6 protein-coding genes are annotated in these 3,759 nt (G+C 44.0%); all 6 read left to right on the plus strand.

What is annotated here, in order from left to right:
• Positions 1–144: 144 nt before the first annotated feature.
• The gene (locus tag ACYQ2O_RS11010) at positions 145–600 is read left to right on the plus strand and encodes a GNAT family N-acetyltransferase (protein WP_459796622.1); all 456 of its coding nucleotides are present in this window, start codon (positions 145–147) and stop codon (positions 598–600) included.
• A gap of 21 nt (positions 601–621) precedes the next feature.
• Positions 622–1,377 carry a class I SAM-dependent methyltransferase gene (locus ACYQ2O_RS11015; protein WP_346023944.1) on the plus strand — a complete coding sequence of 252 codons (756 nt, stop codon included), beginning with the start codon at positions 622–624 and terminating at the stop codon, positions 1,375–1,377.
• 37 nt (positions 1,378–1,414) lie between these two features.
• Complete coding sequence (locus ACYQ2O_RS11020; protein ID WP_346023943.1) at positions 1,415–1,861, plus strand: GNAT family N-acetyltransferase; 447 nt, start codon at positions 1,415–1,417, stop codon at positions 1,859–1,861.
• 110 nt (positions 1,862–1,971) lie between these two features.
• On the plus strand, positions 1,972–2,841 hold the full coding sequence (locus tag ACYQ2O_RS11025) for an AraC family transcriptional regulator (protein WP_346023942.1): 870 nt from the start codon (positions 1,972–1,974) through the stop codon (positions 2,839–2,841).
• A 278-nt stretch (positions 2,842–3,119) separates the two neighbouring features.
• Complete coding sequence (gene tnpA / locus ACYQ2O_RS11030; RefSeq protein ID WP_459796624.1) at positions 3,120–3,521, plus strand: IS200/IS605 family transposase; 402 nt, start codon at positions 3,120–3,122, stop codon at positions 3,519–3,521.
• 5 nt (positions 3,522–3,526) lie between these two features.
• Positions 3,527–3,759, plus strand: a 233-nt coding sequence (locus ACYQ2O_RS11035; RefSeq protein ID WP_459796623.1) for a helix-turn-helix domain-containing protein, incomplete at its 3' end; no start/stop codon positions are given.

A 3,759-nucleotide genomic window follows, 5' to 3' on the forward strand; every position in this document is an offset into this window, starting at 1 on the left:
TTTGATTCATAAGAAGACCTCTTTTCTGGATTTGTGGTTATCTCTAGATTAAGGGTCTTCTTTCTTTTTGTCTACTTTAATTTCTTGCCCTACTATTTTACTTTCCGACAACTATTTTACACATAGGTTGTAGGGGGCATGACAATGGAGAACACGGGAAATAATGACTTAAGCGTACATATTGGCAGTGAAAAATGGCATCAGGCAGCGGCTTATTTTGTCCGAATGAAGGTGTTCGTTCTGGAAAGAGACATCGCCAGTCAAGATGAATTTGACGGTGAAGACCATGATGAGGCGGTGTATGTCGTACTGTATGATAACGACAAGCCAGTTGCCACAGGTCGGTTTATTCAAATGGATGAAGGCACTGTTCGGCCCGGTCGAATTGCTGTTTTAAACGATTACCGTGGAAAAGGTCTTGGTGAACGGGTGGTCAAAGAGCTGGAAGCTTATGCTCGGACTAAAGGCTGCATGGCTTCCGAGATTCATGGCGAATTGAGCGCGGCACCTTTTTACGAAAAGCTTGGCTACACGAGAGAAGGGGACAGTTATCTTGAAGATGGTGTCCCTTGTATTACATTGGAGAAAGTGTTGATTTAAAAAGCGGATAGGAGGAGTCAAATGACCAACGAAGTGACAAGGGAATCCAAACGCAGGTGGGATCTGTTTGCGGAAGACTATGCAAAGCGCACCAGTAAATTCGGGGATCTGCATAAAGAAGTACTGTTGACGCCGACTATCCTGTCCTTGCTTGAAGACGTAGACGGTCAGAAGATTCTGGATGCTGGCTGTGGTGAAGGGTACTTCAGCCGACTGCTTGCGGAAAAAGGTGCTCATGTGACAGCCGTAGATTTTTCTGCTCGCATGCTCGATATCGCCCGTGAGCGTACATCAAACGATGCAGCTATCGACTACAGACAAGCTGATCTGGAGAATCTGAATGAACTTGAATCCAGTCTGTTTGATCAAGTCATGTCGAATATGGCCATTCAGGACGTAGCTCACTTGGATGGCGTATTAGGCGAAATACATCGTGTGCTGAAACCGGGAGGGACGTTTGTCTTTTCGATTCTTCACCCCTGTTTCGTCACACCTGAAAGTGGCTGGTATAGAGATGAACATGGCAATAACCTTCACTGGAAAACAGATCACTACTTTGAAGAAGGGCAGTTTGAGCAGCGGTTCGGGATAAAAGAGAGAGTTTTCGGCTTCCACCGGACATTGACGACGTATATGGATGCATTATTCAGTACCGGCTTTACACTTGAGACCTTAATTGAACCTGCTCCCTCTGAAGAATATTTGGAGAAGTATCCGGATTTCAAAGAAGACTTGAGAGCACCAGATTTTATGATACTGAAAGTCAGGAAGGCCTGATAATTCCTGAAAATTCAGTATCGCAAAGGAGATTAAGATGGTCGAACTGGTACCTATTGACGAGAATAATTTTGAAGCAGTGATTAAGCTGGACCTTCATGAACACCAGCGAAAATTCGTCGCGCCTAATGTGCGCTCACTTGCGGAATGTTACCTTTACCGAAAAAACGAGGATGTCTTTCCTTTTGCTGTCCAAGACGGGGAGACCGTTGTCGGCTTTTTACTGCTTGACTTGGACTTTGAAGAGAAGGAAATGATGATCTGGCGTATGATGATCGACAAGCAGTACCAAGGAAAAGGTTACGGACGTCAGACGGTGCAGGCGGTCATTGAACGCTTCGAAAATGACCCAGACCATACCGTACTGATTGCCGACTATGTCAAGGGAAACGAAGCCATGGGGAGCCTTCTCAGGGACTTAGGATTTAAAGACGATTCGTTCAATGACGAGTTTAATGAATACGTGCTGCACTTTCATAAGTGAACAGAATCAAAATTATAAAAAGTAAACCGTACTGAACCTGACACATTCGAGCAATCCCTGTCAGGAAACGTGTGCCTTCTGCACGTATACTTTGAAGTGAGGTGAGCGATATGGATTACTTTCAGATGATTCAGCAGGCCATTCAGTATATGGAAGACCATCTGCTGGAAGAGATTAGTTATGCCGATGTGGCCGAGCATGTCTATTTATCGGCGTTTCATTTTCAGCGGATATTCAGTTTGATCACAGATGTGACGCCAGGTGAATACATGAGGAACCGGCGCCTGTCGATGGCTGGCCAGGAGATTACTTTGTCAGATGTGAAAGTCATCGATCTGCCCTACAAATATGGGTATGACTCTCCTGAAAGTTTTTCCAAAGCGTTCCGGCGGTTTCATGGCATCACGCCAAGTAAAGCTAAAAAAGCGGATGCTCCGTTGAACAGTTTCAATCGCCTCGTGATAAGAGTATCAACAGAAGGAGGCACGATCATGCAGTATAGAATAGTCGAAAAAGAAGCGTTTCAGCTGATTGCCAAGGTCGAGCAGTTTGAAACGGAAGCTGTGGATGAAAACGGAAAAGAGGTCAATAAGATAGCTGGCTTCTGGGAAGACAGTAGAGAATCGGGCGTCTTTACAGAACTGATGCAGCATGCAGAAACGGACGATTTTTATGGTGTCTGTGCGCCTGTATCTAAGGACAGTCTCTATTTTGATTACGGCATCGGAATGGTTTATGATGGCAGCGAAGTCCCTGAGGGGTATCAGGTCTGGGACGTGACCCCGACAATGTGGGCAGTTTTTTCCTGTATCGGTGACACACCAGACTGCATAGCAGACACCTGGGAGTGCATATTTAAAGAGTTTCTACCAGGGTCGGACTACGACATGCTTGATGACACGGACTTTGAATTATATCCAGCTGATGGACCAGACAACCTGTTTTGTGAAATATGGATCCCGGTGGCAAAGAAAAATTAAATACACAAAAAGGCACTGTATAAATAGCGTGCCTTTTTGTGTTACGTTAGTTGTTAATAGAGAATCTGCCGTTAAGAGGGGATGTAGGACCATTGATTTCAATACTGGAAAGTTTAACCTAATTCCGAAAGAAGTCTCCCACTTCTAAACGCGTGGGGGCGAAGCACCAGTGAAAGTGGGAGATGAATGTCGGTCAAGCTATAGCTTGAGGTGGTTAATCTGTCCTCTATGGGGTATACTATAATCAGTAGTAATCAACAAAAAAGGAAGTGATGACAGTGGAATTGGACAACAATAATCATTCAGTCTTCTTAATGTACTACCATCTTGTTTTAGTTGTGAAATACCGAAGAAAAGTCATCACCCCCTCTGTTTCGGATTATGCAAAAGATATGTTTCTAAGAATTAGCACAACATACAACATCACCCTCATTGAGTGGAACGTTGACAAAGACCACATTCATATCCTGTTCAAAGCCCAGCCTAATACAGAATTATCAAAATTCATCAATGCCTACAAAAGTGCTAGCTCTCGACTCATAAAAAAGAACTTCCCAGAAGTGAAGCGGAAATTATGGAAAGAAATGTTCTGGTCGAGAAGCTTCTGTCTCATGACAACAGGCGGTGCTCCAATTGAAGTCATCAAGAAATATATCGATAATCAAGGCGAAGTGAGGTGAGGAATATGCTGAAAGCCTACAAGTACAGATTATACCCAACCGACCAGCAAAAAGACTATTTTGTGAACTGTTTTGGTTGTGCCCGCTTCATTTATAACCAAATGCTTAGCGACAAGATCGACCACTATAAAGAGACAAAACAAATGCTCAACAATACGCCCGCTCAGTACAAAGAAGAGTTTCCTTTTATGAAAGCGGTTGATAGTCTGGCTTTGGCGAACGCTCAGCAGAATTTGGA

This window comes from Alkalibacterium sp. m-11 (genome assembly GCF_054658155.1).